This window comes from Burkholderia sp. HI4860 (assembly GCF_002223045.2).
Classification (GTDB): domain Bacteria; phylum Pseudomonadota; class Gammaproteobacteria; order Burkholderiales; family Burkholderiaceae; genus Burkholderia.
The window spans coordinates 3,092,746-3,107,214 of the sequence record NZ_NKFO02000001.1 but is presented as its reverse complement, the minus strand read 5'-3'; the positions used below and the strand labels follow the sequence as shown (position 1 = coordinate 3,107,214).

Below are 14,469 nucleotides of genomic sequence, written 5' to 3'. Positions count from 1 at the left end.
GGCGCGCGGCGGCCGTCTCCGTATAATCAGGTCAGGCCCCGTGCCCGGCATCTTGCCGGGCGCGACGCCGCACACGATTCGCCCGTCGGGCTTGTTGATTCCAAGGAGAATGAGAATGACGCGTACGATTGCTGCAATGCTGCTGGTGGTGACCGCCGCGCTTGCCGGTTGCAACACGGTCGCCGGTGTGGGGCAGGACATTTCGAAGGGCGGCCAGGCGATCAGCGATTCGGCTGAAAAGGCCAAGTAAGCTGACCGGTTTCGGAATGCAGAAGGCGCCGGGCCGTCCCGCGATTGCGGGGCGGCCCGGCGCCTTTTTTCTTGCGGCCGGCACTCGATGCCGATGACGTCAGGCGTGCTCGACGAACGCGTAACGGCCTTCGACCTTGCGCGGCGTGAACCAGCCGTAGTCGGGGAACAGGCGGTTGCGGACGAACCAGACATAGCCCACCAGCAGGACCGTGATCGCGAGGCTCGGCAGCGCGGTCGACGGATCGCGTCCGAGCGCGGCGATGGTCTTCGGCACCTGCAGCAGAGACAGCAGGATGAACGCGTGGTACGCGCCGACACGATGGGTCGCAAAGCCCCAGATGAACAGCAGCGACAGCGGCACGGTCAGCGCCAGGAACACCAGCACGAGGCCGTTGCCGGCGCCGGTGGCAAAGAAGTAGTACGCGAGCATGAGGCTGATCGCGAGCTGGGCGATGCCGAGCGCGACCAGGATCCGGACGTGCAGCTTGTTCCGGCGGCAGCGTTCGGGATCGGGGTGCGACGCGATCAGGTGCGCAAGCACGCGATCCTTGAGTCCTTGTCCGGACAGTTCGGCCAATGCGTCGGCCTTCCTCGTTCCCGCGGACAGCAGCACCGCGATTCTTGTTCTGGCTTCCTTCCTGTTCATTGCGTGGCGGATTGTTGTTCGATGGTTGTCAAAGGTCCCGGCCACGCGAATATTGCATCTTGCGGGGTGGGGCGCAACGGTTTTGCGGTGCGCGGACACATTCCTACAGTTGCCGGCCGCACGGGGGAAACGCGGGGATCGGCCGGTTACACGGCGGGGCGGAGCCGCCGCCGTTTCCGCAACGGCACAACGGCACAACGGCACAACGGCACAACGGCGCAACGACGCAACGACGCAACGGCGCAACGGCGCGAGGAGCGCGAGTCAGTCGGTGGCTGTCTGTGCGGCGGGCGCGGGGCGGGACGGTCGACCCGGATCCACCGGGTGCGTATTGCGTGCTTCGGCTGGCGGTTCGCGTCGCCGCGTCGCGCCGACGACCATGCCGGCGACGACGAGCGCGATACCCGCGATACGCGTGCCGCTGAGCGTTTCGCCGAATAGCGCGACCGCGAACAGCACCGCCGAGACCGGCGCGACCGCCGTGAACAGCGCGGCCTCGGTTCCGCTCGTGCGTGCCGAGCCCGCGTACCAGCACAGATAGCCGAGCACGGTCGGCACCAGCGCGTAGTAGGCGATCGCCGACACCGCGCCGACAGTCCAGCCGGTCGCCACCGCGTGCCATTCGAACGCGGCGGGCACAAGGGCGAGCACGAAGCCGAGGCCGGACATCGCGGTGGACAGCGCCAGCGGCGGCAACGGTGCGGCCAGCCGCCGGTTGAGCAGGATGAATACGGCCTCGCAGGCGACGGCGGCCAGCACCAGCGCGTCGCCGGCGAGCGTGCGGAGCGACGGCAGGGCCTGACCGGGCGCGAACGTGACGAACAGCACGCCGGTCGTTGCGAGCGCGGCGGCCACCCAGTCGCGCGGTGTCTGCCGCTCGCGCAGCACGACGGCCGCAATCAGCGTCGACATCGCGGGCAGCGTGCCGAGCATCACGCCCGCGTCGAGCGGCGACGACAGCTTCGTGCCGCAGATCAGCAGCACCGTATAACCGACACCGCCCGCCGCCGCCTGGATGACGAGCAGCACGGCGTCGCGCGTGGAGAGGCGTGGCCAGCGCATGCGCTGCGCGCGCATCAGCGCGAACAGCAGCGGTGTCGCGATCAGAAAGCGCAGCGCGGTGGCCGCGAACGGCGGCAGGCCGCCGGCCGCGAGACGGCTCGCGATGACGGTGCTGCCGACGCCTGCCATGGCGGCGGCGAGATAGAGATAGCCGATCAGTCGTGTCTTCATGCGCCGCATCGTCGCGTACGGTGGCCGTTCACGTCTTGAACGAAATTGCAGCGTGCGCGGGCGTGTCGAATACGGAGCGCGCGATTCGGCATGCTCGGACGACCGGGGCGGGCGAGAGTCACCGCGAGCAGCGCACGGCGTGGCGTGCCGTCGCAGTAGTCGATGTGGTCGCAGCCTTCGAGGTCAGTATGTTTGGCGACGGGCCCTGCAGGATGGCAGCGGCGTCAAACGGCCTGCGTGAACCGCCCCGGCGTGATCCCGAACTGGCGCGCGAACGCACGCGTCAAATGGCTTTGATCGGCAAAGCCGGCTTCGGCCGCGGCATCGGCGATCGGCAAGCCGCTGGCAAGCAGCGCGCGCGCCAGCCGCGCACGCGACTGGATCAGGTACGCGTGCGGTGTGATGCCGAGTTCGCGGGCAAACCCGCGCAGCAGCTGGAAGCGGCTGACGCCGCTCAGGTCGGCCAGCTCGGCGAGCGAAACGGGCGCGGCCGGCGTCGCGTCGAGCCGTTCCCTGGCGAGGCGGATCGCCGGTGCGACGCCCGCCGCCGGCAGCGTGCGGTTCGCATGCCGGGCGAGCAGCCCGGCGACGAGCATCACGAGCGCCTCGTCGCGGGCGAGCGGCTGGGATTCTCCCGCGACGATACGTGCATGCAGCTGGCCGACGGCAGCCGTGAGTCGCGCGTCGCGTACCGCCGGATGCGCCAGTTCGATACCGCCGAGGCCTTCTTCCGCCGCCACGTCTGCAACCAGCGCGGGCGCGAGGTACAGCATTCGCCAGCGCCGGCCCGTGCCGGCCTCGATCGGCGAGCCGTCGTGCATCTCGCCCGGGTTGACCATGATCGCGTCGCCGGCCAGTGCGTCGACCTGCCCGCGGCCGCTCCACGACCGGTGCGCGCCGCTGACGATCACACCGACCCCGAATTCGTCGTGCGCGTGGCGCGGAAATGCACGGTCGGATTCGAGGCTGATTGCCTCGATGCCTTCGTCGGTCCGTCGGTAATGGGTGACGCGGTGCATGTGCGCTCCTCGCGCCGGGCGCGGCGCGGATGTCGTGCACTTTAGCGCGTTCCGGCGCCGCGCGCCCTTCATCCTTTTGGCCGATACCGCGCGGCGCGCGCAGCCCGCACCATGTGCACATGAGCAGCGTACACGGCCCGCCGGGCCTGAAGCTGCGCGGGAGACGGCAGGTGGAACGACAGGATCCGGTATTCATTCAGGTTGGCGCGCTCGCGGACGGCTTCGCGCCGGAAGCGAACATCCTCGCATCCGTCGACGCGCTCGCCGGGCGGACGCTCGCGCTCGGCGACGCATCGGGCACGTGGCGCGTCTATACGTTCGAGCCCGGCGCACTGCAGTGGCGTGATGCGGCGACCGACACGGGCGGCCGCGAGCCGTGCCGCGTGACGCGGCTGCGCGACGGGCTGTACTTCGTCGACTACATCGATTCGGCCGCCCGCGCGACGTCGGTCAGTCTCGTGATCGATCTCGACAACGGCGTATGGACGTCGGTCGTCGGCGCGCTGCCGACCGAAGCCGACACGCGCATCGACGCGTTCACACGGGTTGCGCGCGGGCTGCCGCTGACGGGCGTCGAGGCCGAGTTCCGGCACGGCACGCTCGGCGGCCACACGCAGCCGGGGCCGTTGCACGGGCCCACGCGCGAGCTGATCGGCAAGCGGACGATGTATCGCTACAGCCCGACCGAATGCTACGAGCACATCTACCTGAACGAGAATTTCTACGCGTGGCAGTGCCTGCAGGGTGTCGAAGGCGGGCTGGCCGATGTCGACCGCTGTCATTACTTCAGGATTGCGGACGAATTGTATCTCTTCGTGTGGCGAGAAAAGGTGGTGCCGACGCTCGGCGTCGTCCTGATCGACCTCGCGCAGCGCAAGACCGACGGCAAGATCTTCGGCTATCAGGGCGGCGATTTCGGCACGCTGTCGAACTTCCCCGTCGGCGCGCACGCACAGGTGCTCAACGAAACCGTGCATCCGCTCGGCGGCGAGGCGCAGCGATGAATGCCGTGCCGGGCAGCGGCCGCCTGCGGGCGGATTTCAGCGGGCGCGTCGTGCTCGTCACGGGCGCCGCGCAGGGAATCGGCGCGGCGATCGCACGCCGGTTCGCGGAATCCGACGCGTTCGTCGCGCTTGCCGACCTGAACGGCGAGGCGGCCGCCGCGCAGGCCGACGCGCTTGCGAGCACGGGCGGCGAGGCGCGCGCCTATCGGGTGGATGCCGCGAGCCGCGACGAACTGGGCGCACTGGTCGCGGCGGTCGAGCGCGACGGCGGCCGGCTCGATGTGGTCGTCCACAATGCCGCGTATTTTCCGCTGACGCCGTTCACGCAGATCGACGAGCCGACGCTCGACCGGACGCTGTCGGTCAACCTGTCGGCGCTGTTCTGGCTCGCGCAGGCTGCGCTGCCGGCATTCGAGCGCGCCGGAGCGGGGCGGCTGCTCGTCACGTCGTCGGTGACGGGGCCGCGTGTCGTGTATCCGGGGCTCGCGCATTATGCGGCGTCAAAGGCCGGCGTGAACGGCTTCATTCGCGCGGCGGCGCTGGAACTCGCGCGCCGCAACGTGACGGTCAACGGCGTCGAGCCGGGCATGATCCGCACGCCGGCGGCCGGCAATCTCGGTGACGCGTCGGTCGCCGCGCAGATCGAGCGCGACATTCCGCTCGCGCGGATGGGCGAGCCGGAAGATATCGCGAACGCGATGCTGTTTCTCGCGTCGGCGGATGCCGCTTATATCACCGGGCAGACGATCGTCGTCGACGGCGGCGCGACGTTGCCCGAGAGCGGGGCGGTGCTTGGCGGCGAGTGACGCTGGGCCGGGCAACAACGGGCGGAACAGGGCGGTTCCGGCGGCACGCTACGAATTCGCGCAGCGGGCTTGGCGGGATTCGTCGGGCGAATCTGCGCAGGCGTCAGTCCGGCTTCCCGTCATGGTCCCCGAGTGGCCTGTCGGGCCAGTCCACCCAGCGGTCCGCGCGGGGAGCGGTTCAGGCGCCGGCGTTAGCGGTGCCTCGCGCCCCCTCCCGGCGAATGAACCTCGGCCGATAACTTGTCAGCGAATGCGGCAGGACGATTGCTCGTCGAATTTTCCTGGCAGCCGTGGCGACGAAGCCGGTTGGCGCAATGTTGAACGCTGCCAATGCGGGACGTCAGGCGCGGTCGGCGAGATTCATGGCGGCCCGGATACCGCGGATCGGGCGATCGACGACATCCACGGCACTCGGCACAGAACCTCTTCTCGCGTTGCGCAAAAAAGCGTCTGCGTCGTCACGCGTGCGTGCCACCCGCCGCGCATCGCCGCGACTACAGCCAGCCGTTGCGGATGAACTCGACGATCGAATAGCGGCGGTGCTCGAGATCGTGCTGTCGAACAGCGTCGACGATGCGCGATACACCGTCGGCGTACGGGGTCGCGCCCACCACACGCGATTCGAACTGCAGGCTGCACGCGCCGTCGTCGATGCGGATCCGGTGAATCGCGTGGCGGCCGAGTTGATCGTCGGCGACCGCGAATTCGCTGCGCTGCACGTCCGGGTCGCGCACGGAGCGGATGTCTTCCGGCCGCACGCCGAGCGACTGGCCGATCCCGACGGCCGTGCCGGGGACGGACGTCTTGCCGGCCTGATGCGACTCCGTCAGGCTGATCCGGCAGTCGTGAAACAGGTGGCCGCTGGTTTCCAGCATGCTCATGAACTTGAGCATCAGGATGTTCGTGTTCGGACACAGCACGACCGGGAAAGCGTGCGAACCGGTTTCGAGCTCGGAGCCGGTCGACAGCTCGACGAGTGGCGATCCGGTGGCCGCGCAGAACGCGATCACGGCGGCGAGTTCGCGGCCGGAACCGGCATGCACGACGATCGTTCGGGCGTCGCTGCGCTGCGCGTCGTCGCGCGCGCTGTCCGACCAGGGGATCACGCGATAGGTGGCCGGGTCGAGCCGGTGCGCGTCGAGCAGTTCGCTGGCCAGCTTGCCGGTTCCTACGACGAGTACTTGCATGACATTCACGGATTGAGGTTCAGGATTCGGGACGGGCCGTGATGCGGGCCGTCGGGTGGCTCGGCACGGTCGCGGCGCGTGCGCCGGACCGGCCTCGCGCATTATGCCCGGCCGCTCGCCTGCGTGCCCGCCGGGCCGCGCAGGCGGCGGCCCGGTGCGTCAGCTCGCGGACACCGTCGGCAGCCACGCATTTGCCGCGTTCTGTGTCGCGAGTTGTTTCGCGATCGAGCGCGCGAGGCGGTCCGTATCGGCTGTCACCGTGTCGTGCTTCACTTCCGACACGCCATGCAGGCCGGCGCCAACCGCTGCCGACGTCGCGAGGCGGCCGGCCGCCGCGCCGACCCCGGCGGTTTCCACCATGCCGGGCAGGTGGCCGCTGTTCGCGCTGGACGAGAACGTGCCGAGCGGCTGCGGCGCGCCATGCGCCGGCTGGAACAGCACGGTGACCGACGCCTTCACTTCGCTCTTGCCCGCGCCGAGCCCGATCAGCGTGCGGCGGCGGCGGTTGCCCGCGTCGATCGACTCGAACCGGCCCTCGACGACCAGCGCGTCGCGTCCGTCCGGCACCGGGCCGCGCAGCGCGGGGATGCCTTGCGACCGGAGTTCACGCACGAGTGCGTCGGCGAGCTGCTCGCGAGTTTTCAGCGCGCTCTGCTGGCGCTGCACGTCGGCGGACGATCCGCTCGCGAGGGTCGCGATCTTGCTGATCATCCCGCCGTCGACCTTGACGTCGGTCGTGTCCACGTCGAACGTGGATACATATACGACGTCCGCATGAACCTGCGGCTGCGTGCGAGTTGCCGGCGCGGCGGTCATGGACGTGGTCGCGGTCGATGCGCAGCCGGTCATCGCGAGGGTGCCGGCGATCAGCGCGACACTGGTCAGACGTTTGGCGTGGGCGGCAAGTGCGTGAAGGGAATAAAACATGTTGATCTCCGTGGCCTGGATGAAGGTGCCGATACTGTCGCGGCATTCAGGAACGCGAACGATCGGAAGCGGGGCGTGATCGCTGGCTGGTGAGAGGTTTCATGCCGTTGCGCAACACGCAGGCGCAAGTATGCGGAGGTCGGGCGTGATGCGCCACGCAGGAATTATGTCGGCGCATGTCACGTGCTGCGGTGCGCGGATACGCGAGGTCGTGTGGCGTTGGCGCGGACAGGTAGACAGTCGGATAAAAGGCCAGATGACAGATGGTCAGACGGTCAGACGGTCAGGCGGCCACGCCGCACACTGCACACCTCGGGCAGCGGGCAGCGGGCAGCGGGCAGCGGGCAGAAGCCAAAAGCCAAAAGCCAAAAGCCAAAAGCCAAAAGCCAAAAGCCAAAAGCCAAAAGCAAAAAGCCAAACAACCCCTCAGACCGACATCGACCGCCGCACCGCCCCTGACGAATCAAGCGGCAACGCAACGACCGCCTCCAGCCCGCCGCCATCCCGGTCGCGGAACGTCAGCGATCCGCCGTGCAGGCGGGCGATCCGCTCGACGATCGCGAGTCCGAGGCCCGTGCCGCCCGCATGACTGCGCGCATTCGCGCCCCGGCTGAACGGCGCCTTGAGCCGTTCGAGTTCGGCCGCGCCGATACCGTTGCCGCGATCGCTGACCACCGCGTACGCGATGCCGCGCTCGGCCCACGTACGCACGCCGAGCCCTGTCCGGCCATAGACGACCGCGTTCTGCATCAGGTTCATCAACAGCCGCATCAGGCTGATCGGACGGAACGCGAACGCGGGTACCTCGCCTTCGTCGAAATCGAATTCATGGCCGAGCCCCGCGAAATCCGCGACGAGCTGGCCGATCAGCGCATTCAGGTCGCCGGTTTGAGGCGTTTCGCGCTCGCCGCTGCCTGCGTAGTCCATGAATTGCTGCAGGATCGTATCGATCTGGTCGAGGTAATGCTCGGTCGACGTGGTGAGCGCGTCGTGCGTGCCGCGCGGCAGCGCCATCGCGATCGCCAGGCGCAGCTTGGTGAGCGGCGTGCGGATGTCGTGCGACACGCCGGCCAGCATCAGCGAGCGGGTCGCGTCCGCCTGTTGCAGCGCGTCGGCCATCTGGTTGAACGCGCGGCTCACGTCGGCGATTTCGGTCGGGCCGTCGGTGGGCAGCGGCGGCGGGCGCTCCCCCGCGCTGACGCGCTGCGCCGCCCGTGCCAGCGCATCGAGCGGCCGGTTCAGGTGGAGCTGGATCAGGTAGCCGGTCAGCGCCGCGAGCAGCGCCAGCCCGACCGACAGCACGAGCGCCGTCGTGATGCCGCTCGCCTGCGCGTCGGCGGCCATCGGCAGCGGCACCCACACGGGCGAGCCGGCCACGTGCAGGCGGATCCACAGGCGCTCGTCGTCGCCCGATTGCCAGCGCGCGGGGAGGTCGGGCGGCAAGTGGCGCTCGAGTGCCTGCATGAACACGTCGCGCTGCCACGTGCGGAAGAAAGCCGCCAGGTTCGGCGTTTGTGGCGGGGCGGCGGGCGGCAATGCGGCCTGGCCGCCGAACTGCGCGATGACCGTGCGGCCGGCGTCCGGCGGCAGGGCGGTGAGCGTGCGGTCGAGCAACTGCACGTAGTCGGAGAAGACGATCGACGCCCGCTCGATGCGTGGACGCTGCACGTAGTGCAGCAGCACGGTGAGCGAACAGACGAGCGACAGCGCGACGAGCGCCACCAGCAGCGCGATGTTGCGCGCAAGCAGCGAGCGCGGCAGCGGGATGCGCATCACGACTCGATGCCGGCCACCAGCATGTAGCCGATGCCCCAGACGGTCTTGATGAAGCGTGGCTTGCCGGGGTCGTCCTCGAGGATCTGCCGCAGCCGCAGGATCTGCACGTCGACGCTGCGGTCGAGTGCGTCATGGTCGCGGCCGCGCGCGCGGGCGAGCAGGTTCTCGCGGCTCACCGCGCGGTTCGGCGACGAGCCGAGCGCATGCAACAACAGCATCTGCGCGGAATGGATTTCCACGGGTGTGCCGTCGCGCATCAGCGTCTGCTGGCCGACGTCGAACGTGAACGCGCCGAAACGCAACCGCTGCGACGTGACCGTCGGCTCGCCGGCCGCCATCTTCTGTCGCCGCAGCAGCGCGCGGACGCGGGCCACGAGTTCGTCGGGGAGAAACGGCTTCGCCAGGTAATCGTCGGCGCCCGTCTCGAGGCCGACGACCTTGTCCGCGGCGTCGCCTTTCGCGGTGAGCATCAGGATCGGCAGCGTCTGGCCTTCGGCGCGCAGGCGCCGGCACACGCTCAGGCCGTCCTCGGGCTCCATCATCAGGTCGAGCACCAGCAGGTCGTACGGTTCGCGCTGGAGCAGGCGGTCGAGCCGCTTGCCGTCGGCGACCGCGCGCACCTGGAAGCCGTGGCTGGTCAGGAAGCGCTGCAGCATGTTGCGCAGCTCGGCTTCGTCGTCGAGCACGACGATCCTGCAGGACTGTTCCATCGCTTGCCTCCCGGTGCGTGCGCGGCCGGATCGTCGTGCGGGCTCAACGGGCCGCCATGCGCTGGCGCATGAAGCCGGCGAGCTGCTCGAGCGTGACATAGCCGTTGTGCTGCGTGTCGATTTCGTCGAAATGCTGCGCGACCATCGGCATGCCCGCGGCCGCCTGTTCGCGGGTCAGCTTGCCGTCGTGCGTGGTGTTCGCGCTGGCGAAGCGGGTCTGCAACTGCATCAGCGCACGTTCGACGCGCGCACCGCCGTTCGCCGCGCCGGGCGGCATCTGCTGGGCCGACGCTGCTGCTGAGACGATACACAAAACGACGACGGCAATCATCTTCTTGATGGACTTCATGGGGTTTCTCCTTGCGTGGCCGACGGTCTGCGCCGGCCGGGTGGTTGATGAAACGGATGGAAAACGAAACGAAGCGAAACGAAGCGCGTCCGGGTTACGCCCAGTGCGCAGGCACCCACACGCGGCCGGCCCAGTGGGCGGGCACCCAGATGACGGCGCGCGGCGGATGAGCGACATACACGGCGCGCGGCGCGACGTACACGGAGCGCGGCAATGGCGGCGCGAGGTACAGGACCTTCGGCGGCGGCGGGGCGACGTAGACGACGCGCGGCGCGGGTGTGACGACGACGGCCTTCGGCGCCGCAACACGCACGACCTTGGGCGGGGGCGGCGGCGTGACGATGACGGCGGGCGGAGGCGGCGGGGGCGTGACCACGACGGCGGCCGGTGCGGGCGCCGGTGCCGCGACAGCGACGGTGGCGACGGGCGGCGGGGCCGTCACGACCACGGCAGCAGGCGCGGGCGCCACGACGGGCACCGGGACAGGAACCGGCACCGTCGCGCCGGCCACGACGACCGTGCCGCCCGCCGTCGTGCTGCCGTGGATCACGGCCGTGCCACCGGTCGACACCGTGCCGCCGTGCACGACCGTCGAGCCGCCTGACGTCGTCACGACACCCGGCGCCACGCGCGTCGCGCTGCCGGAATGCGTGACGGTTCCACCGTCGGTGCCCGTCACGGTGCCCGAGCGCGAGCAGGTCGAGCCCGCGCAATTCGTCGATGCCGTGTGGCTGGCCGTGTTGCCGTTCGCGCCCGTGATCGTGCCGCTCGACGAATACTGGCCCGGGCCGTTGCGCGTCACGCTGCCCGACGTCGTGGCGCTGCGGCCGTCCGAGCCCGTCAGCGAACCGGTGTGCGAGCAGGTGCCGCCCGCGCAGCTCGTGTCGCCGCTGTGTTCGACCGAGCGCCCGTTCGGGCCGACCGCCGTGCCGCTGTTCGAGAACTGGCCGGGCGCGGTGCGCGTGACGGTGCCCGTGTTGGTCGCGATACCGCCGCCGGGGCCGATCACGCCACCCGCATGCGAGCAACTGCCGCCGCCGCACGAGCCGGCGTGTGCGCCGTTGTAGGTGCCGCGCGGCGTGTATGCGGTGCCGTGGCCGGACCAGCCGGCGAAGGCCGGCGCGCAGGCGAGGGTGAGGGCAGTGGCGGTGACGAGGAGGCGGGTTTTCATCGGGTGTCCTTGCGGTTCGTTTCGGTGCACGCAGTGGCGTGGCGACGGGACGAACTTTAGGGCGATGACACGCGCTCGTCGCGTCATAAAAGATGTCGCGGTGTTACACGTGGCGTGCCGATTCGAAGTACGACGAATGCGTGTGCCGGCCGCGCCTATCGGGGGCATGCCGCGCCGGGCAAGGCTGTCGGCGATGCAATTGCGTGAGAGCAGGGTGGCGCGGCGCGGGGGCCGAACCTGTCTTGCGCAGCGCGCAAATGTGTCGCGGCGACATGCGGCGACATATTTGCCGGCCGATTCATGCATGCATTGCGGTGAATCGCGCGACCGGAACGCGGGCAGTGCGCCACGTGCGATCGGAATCTGCTTCGCCTTCCTGAAGCCGTAATCGCATGCCTTCCGACGAATCGGCTTCCGATCGGCACCTGTCGCATGCATGTGTCGCGCAGCCGTATCCGTCGCCGCAGCTTGCGTGCAGCGTCGACCGGTTTCGGCGCGACAGGCGGCGATACATTGCTCGCAGGACATGCAAGCGCGCACGCACAAGCGGGTCGGTTTTCAACCCATGAGCGCACGCGAGCGCCGCTTACCGCCCGAACGCATTTCACCGCGACATGCGGTGACACATTTCCCGCATGACACACGAACGCGCAGCCCGAAATCGGCCCGCTCCAGCCCGCAAGCGCCTCCGCCCGCCACACCTCATTCGAGCGCCTTCCCCCACGACATACGGCGACATATTTCCCGCGTGGTCTTTCCGTTCCGCGCCCACTACAGTGCGTTCCATTCGACGCGATGGCAGCCCGTGCCGCCGATGACGCGTCCGACTCAACCGGAGGAAAGGTCCATCATGCTCACCACCACAGGAAAGCTCGCGTACTACGTCACGCTCTTCATCGTCGCCGTCTCGCTCGTCGAGGCGGCCGTGCTCACCTGGCGCCGCGCCCGCGGGCCGGAACCGTTCGACTGGAACGAGGTGTGGCTGTCGCTCGTCGATCTCGCGGGCCGCAAGCTGCTCGCGCTGGTGCCGCTGTCGCTCGCCACGCCGCTGTTCGACCTCGCATGGGCGCACCGGCTCTTCACGATCCCGCTCCACAGCGTTGCACTCGCGCTGCTCGTGTTCGTTGGCCAGGAGTTCTGCTACTACTGGTATCACCGCGCGTCGCACCGCGTGCGGTTCTTCTGGTCGACCCATGCGGTGCATCATTCGCCGAACCAGTTGACGCTGTCGTCCGCGTTTCGTCTCGGCTGGACCGGCAAGATCGCCGGCGCCGCGATGTTCTTCACGCCGCTCGTGTGGCTCGGCGTGCGTCCGGAAGCCGTGCTCGCGATCCTGTCGTTCAACCTGATGTACCAGTTCTGGCTGCACAACACGTGGATGCCGAAGCTCGGCTGGCTCGAAACCGTGTTCAACACGCCGTCCGCGCACCGCGTGCACCACGCGTCGAACCTCGACTATCTCGATGCGAACTACGGCGGCGTGCTGGTCGTGTTCGACCGGCTGTTCGGCACCTACGTCGCCGAGCGCGCCGATGAGCCGTGCCGTTTCGGCCTCGTCACGCCGACCCGCTCGCGCAACCCGTTCGTCGTCGAGCTCGAGCACTGGGCGAGCCTTGCCCGCGACGTCGCAACCGCTCGCGACGTGTGGACCGCGATCCGCTTCGTGCTGCTGCCGCCGGGCTGGCGCCCCGACAACCAGGGCGAAACGACGGAAGAGCTGCGTCGTCGCAGCCTCGTCGCCGTGCGCACGGATGCGTGAACGGCGCTACCCTGTGGCACATTGCCGGCCGCGCACGCATGCCGCGGCCGGCATCGCTCATGCGACACGCATCATCAAGCAACCCTCGATCCAGGAGAAAACATCGATGGAACACGATTTCAAAGGCAAGGCCGTCGCGATCACCGGCGGATTCGGCCATCTGGGCGTCGCGACGGCCGCGTGGCTCGGCGCGCGCGGCGCACGCGTCGCGCTGATCGGCCGCGGCGCAGCTCCGGCGGCGCAGGCGCTGCCCGGCGTGCCGGCCGACGCGCTGCGCATCGGCGGCATCGATCTCGTCGATCCGCAGGCCGCCGCGCAGGCGCTCGGCACCGTGCAGCGCGAATTCGGCCGGGTCGATGCGCTGCTGAACATCGCGGGCGCGTTCGTGTGGCAGACGATCGCCGACGGCGACGCCGCCACGTGGGATCGCATGTACGAACTGAACGTGAAGACCGCGCTGAACGCATCGAAGGCCGCGCTGCCGCACCTGCTGGCGAACCCGGCCGGGCGCATCGTCAACATCGGCGCGGGCGCGGCGTTCAAGGCCGGCACGGGGATGGGCGCCTACGCGGCCGCGAAGGCCGGCGTCGAGCGGCTCACCGAGGCACTGGCGGCCGAACTGCTCGACCGCGGCGTGACGGTGAACGCGATCCTGCCGAGCATCATCGATACGCCGCCGAACCGCGCCGACATGCCGGACGCGGATTTCACGCGCTGGGTGAAGCCGGAGCAGATCGCGGCGACGATCGGCTTCCTGCTGTCGGCCGATGCGCAGGCGATCACCGGTGCGTCGATTCCGGTGACCGGCCGCGTGGCATAGCGCGGCAGGGCAAGGCAGGGACTCGCGCCACGGCCGGCCGTGCGTACAATGTCGCACCGGATTGCGCGAGCCCAGCCTGAGACCATGCATCAGCCCACTATCCTGATCGTCGAAGATGAAGTGGCGATCGCGGACACGATCATCTATGCCCTCGGCACCGACGGCATGCAGACCGTCCACTGCATGCTCGGCCAGGCGGCGCTCGACCACCTGCGCGACACGCGCGTCGATCTCGTGGTGCTCGACGTCGGCCTGCCGGATCTCAGCGGCTTCGAGGTGTGCCGGCGGCTGCGCACGTTCTCCGACGTGCCGGTGATCTTCCTCACCGCGCGGCACGATGAAATCGACCGGATCGTCGGGCTCGAGATCGGCGCCGACGATTACGTGGTCAAGCCGTTTTCGCCGCGCGAGCTGGCGGCGCGGGTGCGCGTGATCCTGCGGCGCTTCTACCGGACGGCCGCGCCCGAAGCGGCATCCGCGCCTGCACCCGCACCCGCGCCGGCCGAGACAACCGCACCGGGTTTCACACTCGACACCGACGGCGCCCGCGTATCGTGGCTCGGCCACGCACTGGACCTCACGCGCTACGAGTTCGGGCTGCTGGCGCTGCTGGTCCGGCATCCGGGGCGCATCTATTCGCGCGAACAGCTAATGGACCTCGTATGGCACGAGGCATTCGACTCGGCCGACCGCACGGTCGACACGCACATCAAGACGTTGCGCGCGAAGCTGCGCGCGATCGACCCCGAGCGCGACCCGATCCGCACGCATCGCGGGATGGGTTATTCGCTGCAACCGTAACGACCGGCA

The 14,469-nt window shown here is 69.2% G+C and carries 15 protein-coding genes; 6 read left to right on the top strand and 9 right to left on the bottom strand.

Translation table 11 applies throughout. From position 1 onward, the window contains the following. Nucleotides 1–115: 115 nt before the first annotated feature. Nucleotides 116–250: an entericidin A/B family lipoprotein gene (locus CFB34_RS13805; RefSeq protein WP_006485835.1), complete on the top strand. Its 135-nt coding sequence runs from the start codon at nucleotides 116–118 to the stop codon at nucleotides 248–250. A 99-nt stretch (nucleotides 251–349) separates the two neighbouring features. Here CFB34_RS13805 and CFB34_RS13800 read toward each other — a convergent pair whose 3' ends face one another. From CFB34_RS13800 to CFB34_RS13790, 3 genes are all read right to left on the bottom strand, one after another. Beyond that, nucleotides 350–898 carry a permease gene (locus CFB34_RS13800; protein ID WP_089442008.1) on the bottom strand — a complete coding sequence of 183 codons (549 nt, stop codon included), beginning with the start codon at nucleotides 896–898 and terminating at the stop codon, nucleotides 350–352. A gap of 264 nt (nucleotides 899–1,162) precedes the next feature. Beyond that, nucleotides 1,163–2,131, bottom strand: a complete 969-nt coding sequence (locus CFB34_RS13795; protein ID WP_242808610.1) for a DMT family transporter — start codon at nucleotides 2,129–2,131, stop codon at nucleotides 1,163–1,165. Between the two features lie 224 nt (nucleotides 2,132–2,355). Next, complete coding sequence (locus CFB34_RS13790; RefSeq protein WP_089442010.1) at nucleotides 2,356–3,150, bottom strand: AraC family transcriptional regulator; 795 nt, start codon at nucleotides 3,148–3,150, stop codon at nucleotides 2,356–2,358. A gap of 170 nt (nucleotides 3,151–3,320) precedes the next feature. Between CFB34_RS13790 and CFB34_RS13785 the strand changes: the two genes are divergently transcribed. Continuing rightward, nucleotides 3,321–4,154 carry a molybdenum cofactor biosynthesis F family protein gene (locus CFB34_RS13785; RefSeq protein WP_089442011.1) on the top strand — a complete coding sequence of 278 codons (834 nt, stop codon included), beginning with the start codon at nucleotides 3,321–3,323 and terminating at the stop codon, nucleotides 4,152–4,154. Beyond that, the gene (locus CFB34_RS13780) at nucleotides 4,151–4,960 is read left to right on the top strand and encodes an SDR family oxidoreductase (protein ID WP_089442012.1); all 810 of its coding nucleotides are present in this window, start codon (nucleotides 4,151–4,153) and stop codon (nucleotides 4,958–4,960) included. The genes CFB34_RS13785 and CFB34_RS13780 overlap by 4 nt, the downstream gene beginning before the upstream one ends. 494 nt (nucleotides 4,961–5,454) lie before the next feature. Here CFB34_RS13780 and CFB34_RS13775 read toward each other — a convergent pair whose 3' ends face one another. The 6 genes from CFB34_RS13775 to CFB34_RS13750 all read right to left on the bottom strand — a co-directional run bounded on the left by CFB34_RS13775 (nucleotide 5,455) and on the right by CFB34_RS13750 (nucleotide 11,080). After that, complete coding sequence (locus CFB34_RS13775) at nucleotides 5,455–6,147, bottom strand: dihydrodipicolinate reductase (protein ID WP_089442013.1); 693 nt, start codon at nucleotides 6,145–6,147, stop codon at nucleotides 5,455–5,457. Between the two features lie 159 nt (nucleotides 6,148–6,306). Beyond that, nucleotides 6,307–7,074, bottom strand: a complete 768-nt coding sequence (locus CFB34_RS13770) for a DUF4410 domain-containing protein (protein WP_089442014.1) — start codon at nucleotides 7,072–7,074, stop codon at nucleotides 6,307–6,309. Between the two features lie 426 nt (nucleotides 7,075–7,500). Then, a complete protein-coding gene (locus tag CFB34_RS13765; protein ID WP_089442015.1) occupies nucleotides 7,501–8,847 on the bottom strand; it encodes an ATP-binding protein in 1,347 nt (448 codons plus the stop codon). Next, the gene (locus tag CFB34_RS13760) at nucleotides 8,847–9,560 is read right to left on the bottom strand and encodes a response regulator (protein WP_089442016.1); all 714 of its coding nucleotides are present in this window, start codon (nucleotides 9,558–9,560) and stop codon (nucleotides 8,847–8,849) included. Before CFB34_RS13760 ends, CFB34_RS13765 begins: the two co-directional genes overlap by 1 nt. Before the next feature lie 43 nt (nucleotides 9,561–9,603). Next, nucleotides 9,604–9,909 carry an EF-hand domain-containing protein gene (locus CFB34_RS13755; protein WP_089442017.1) on the bottom strand — a complete coding sequence of 102 codons (306 nt, stop codon included), beginning with the start codon at nucleotides 9,907–9,909 and terminating at the stop codon, nucleotides 9,604–9,606. A gap of 94 nt (nucleotides 9,910–10,003) precedes the next feature. Next, on the bottom strand, nucleotides 10,004–11,080 hold the full coding sequence (locus tag CFB34_RS13750) for a hypothetical protein (RefSeq protein WP_089442018.1): 1,077 nt from the start codon (nucleotides 11,078–11,080) through the stop codon (nucleotides 10,004–10,006). An 850-nt stretch (nucleotides 11,081–11,930) separates the two neighbouring features. On the opposite strand from CFB34_RS13750, the gene CFB34_RS13745 reads away from it, so the two are divergent. From CFB34_RS13745 to creB, 3 genes are all read left to right on the top strand, one after another. After that, nucleotides 11,931–12,839, top strand: coding sequence for a sterol desaturase family protein (locus CFB34_RS13745; protein WP_089442019.1), 909 nt, complete (start codon nucleotides 11,931–11,933; stop codon nucleotides 12,837–12,839). A gap of 106 nt (nucleotides 12,840–12,945) precedes the next feature. Then, nucleotides 12,946–13,659: an SDR family NAD(P)-dependent oxidoreductase gene (locus CFB34_RS13740; protein ID WP_089442020.1), complete on the top strand. Its 714-nt coding sequence runs from the start codon at nucleotides 12,946–12,948 to the stop codon at nucleotides 13,657–13,659. A gap of 84 nt (nucleotides 13,660–13,743) precedes the next feature. Continuing rightward, nucleotides 13,744–14,460 (top strand): two-component system response regulator CreB, encoded by a 717-nt coding sequence (gene creB, locus CFB34_RS13735; protein ID WP_089442021.1) that lies wholly within the window; start codon nucleotides 13,744–13,746, stop codon nucleotides 14,458–14,460. Nucleotides 14,461–14,469: the final 9 nt, after the last annotated feature.

Excerpts from the sequence above, each read along its gene's own strand:
- CFB34_RS13805 (WP_006485835.1), top strand. The coding sequence starts at position 116 with ATGACGCGTACGATTGCTGCAATGCTGCTGGTGGTGACCGCCGCGCTT.
- CFB34_RS13800 (WP_089442008.1), bottom strand. The coding sequence starts at position 898 with ATGAACAGGAAGGAAGCCAGAACAAGAATCGCGGTGCTGCTGTCCGCG.
- CFB34_RS13795 (WP_242808610.1), bottom strand. The coding sequence starts at position 2,131 with ATGAAGACACGACTGATCGGCTATCTCTATCTCGCCGCCGCCATGGCA.
- CFB34_RS13790 (WP_089442010.1), bottom strand. The coding sequence starts at position 3,150 with ATGCACCGCGTCACCCATTACCGACGGACCGACGAAGGCATCGAGGCA.
- CFB34_RS13780 (WP_089442012.1), top strand. The coding sequence starts at position 4,151 with ATGAATGCCGTGCCGGGCAGCGGCCGCCTGCGGGCGGATTTCAGCGGG.
- CFB34_RS13775 (WP_089442013.1), bottom strand. The coding sequence starts at position 6,147 with ATGCAAGTACTCGTCGTAGGAACCGGCAAGCTGGCCAGCGAACTGCTC.
- CFB34_RS13770 (WP_089442014.1), bottom strand. The coding sequence starts at position 7,074 with ATGTTTTATTCCCTTCACGCACTTGCCGCCCACGCCAAACGTCTGACC.
- CFB34_RS13765 (WP_089442015.1), bottom strand. The coding sequence starts at position 8,847 with ATGCGCATCCCGCTGCCGCGCTCGCTGCTTGCGCGCAACATCGCGCTG.
- CFB34_RS13760 (WP_089442016.1), bottom strand. The coding sequence starts at position 9,560 with ATGGAACAGTCCTGCAGGATCGTCGTGCTCGACGACGAAGCCGAGCTG.
- CFB34_RS13755 (WP_089442017.1), bottom strand. The coding sequence starts at position 9,909 with ATGAAGTCCATCAAGAAGATGATTGCCGTCGTCGTTTTGTGTATCGTC.
- CFB34_RS13750 (WP_089442018.1), bottom strand. The coding sequence starts at position 11,080 with ATGAAAACCCGCCTCCTCGTCACCGCCACTGCCCTCACCCTCGCCTGC.
- CFB34_RS13745 (WP_089442019.1), top strand. The coding sequence starts at position 11,931 with ATGCTCACCACCACAGGAAAGCTCGCGTACTACGTCACGCTCTTCATC.
- CFB34_RS13740 (WP_089442020.1), top strand. The coding sequence starts at position 12,946 with ATGGAACACGATTTCAAAGGCAAGGCCGTCGCGATCACCGGCGGATTC.
- creB (WP_089442021.1), top strand. The coding sequence starts at position 13,744 with ATGCATCAGCCCACTATCCTGATCGTCGAAGATGAAGTGGCGATCGCG.